Consider the following 1,437-nt stretch of genomic DNA (forward strand, 5'->3'; position numbering starts at 1 on the left):
AGAGTCTTCAACGGAGAGTTTGATTCTGGCTCAGGACGAACGCTGGCGGCGTGCTTAACACATGCAAGTCGAGCGGTAAGGCCCTTCGGGGTACACGAGCGGCGAACGGGTGAGTAACACGTGGGTGATCTGCCTCGCACTTCGGGATAAGCCTGGGAAACTGGGTCTAATACCGGATATGACCTTCCAGTGCATGCTGGTGGGTGGAAAGATTTATCGGTGCGAGATGGGCCCGCGGCCTATCAGCTTGTTGGTGAGGTAACGGCTCACCAAGGCGACGACGGGTAGCCGACCTGAGAGGGTGACCGGCCACACTGGGACTGAGACACGGCCCAGACTCCTACGGGAGGCAGCAGTGGGGAATATTGCACAATGGGCGAAAGCCTGATGCAGCGACGCCGCGTGGAGGATGACGGCCTTCGGGTTGTAAACTCCTTTCGACAGGGACGAAGCGCAAGTGACGGTACCTGTAGAAGAAGCACCGGCCAACTACGTGCCAGCAGCCGCGGTAATACGTAGGGTGCGAGCGTTGTCCGGAATTACTGGGCGTAAAGAGCTTGTAGGCGGTTTGTCGCGTCTTCTGTGAAAACTTGGGGCTCAACCTTAAGCTTGCAGGCGATACGGGCAGACTAGAGTACTTCAGGGGAGACTGGAATTCCTGGTGTAGCGGTGAAATGCGCAGATATCAGGAGGAACACCGGTGGCGAAGGCGGGTCTCTGGGAAGTAACTGACGCTGAGAAGCGAAAGCATGGGTAGCAAACAGGATTAGATACCCTGGTAGTCCATGCCGTAAACGGTGGGTACTAGGTGTGGGTTTCCTTCCACGGGATCCGTGCCGTAGCTAACGCATTAAGTACCCCGCCTGGGGAGTACGGCCGCAAGGCTAAAACTCAAAGAAATTGACGGGGGCCCGCACAAGCGGCGGAGCATGTGGATTAATTCGATGCAACGCGAAGAACCTTACCTGGGTTTGACATACACCGGAAACCTGCAGAGATGTAGGCCCCCTTGTGGTCGGTGTACAGGTGGTGCATGGCTGTCGTCAGCTCGTGTCGTGAGATGTTGGGTTAAGTCCCGCAACGAGCGCAACCCTTATCTTATGTTGCCAGCGCGTAATGGCGGGGACTCGTGAGAGACTGCCGGGGTCAACTCGGAGGAAGGTGGGGACGACGTCAAGTCATCATGCCCCTTATGTCCAGGGCTTCACACATGCTACAATGGCCGGTACAGAGGGCTGCGATACCGCGAGGTGGAGCGAATCCCTTAAAGCCGGTCTCAGTTCGGATCGGGGTCTGCAACTCGACCCCGTGAAGTTGGAGTCGCTAGTAATCGCAGATCAGCAACGCTGCGGTGAATACGTTCCCGGGCCTTGTACACACCGCCCGTCACGTCATGAAAGTCGGTAACACCCGAAGCCGGTGGCCTAACCCCTTGTG

The 1,437-nt window shown here is 57.2% G+C and carries 1 rRNA gene (only partly in view); it reads left to right on the forward strand.

Annotated features, from left to right (window positions below):
* Positions 1 to 7: 7 nt before the first annotated feature.
* A 16S ribosomal RNA gene (locus ACIA8C_RS43045) occupies positions 8 to 1,437 on the forward strand; it runs 188 nt beyond the window's last position.

Origin of the sequence: Nocardia sp. NPDC051321, assembly GCF_044455225.1 — a bacterium.
GTDB lineage: Bacteria > Actinomycetota > Actinomycetes > Mycobacteriales > Mycobacteriaceae > Nocardia.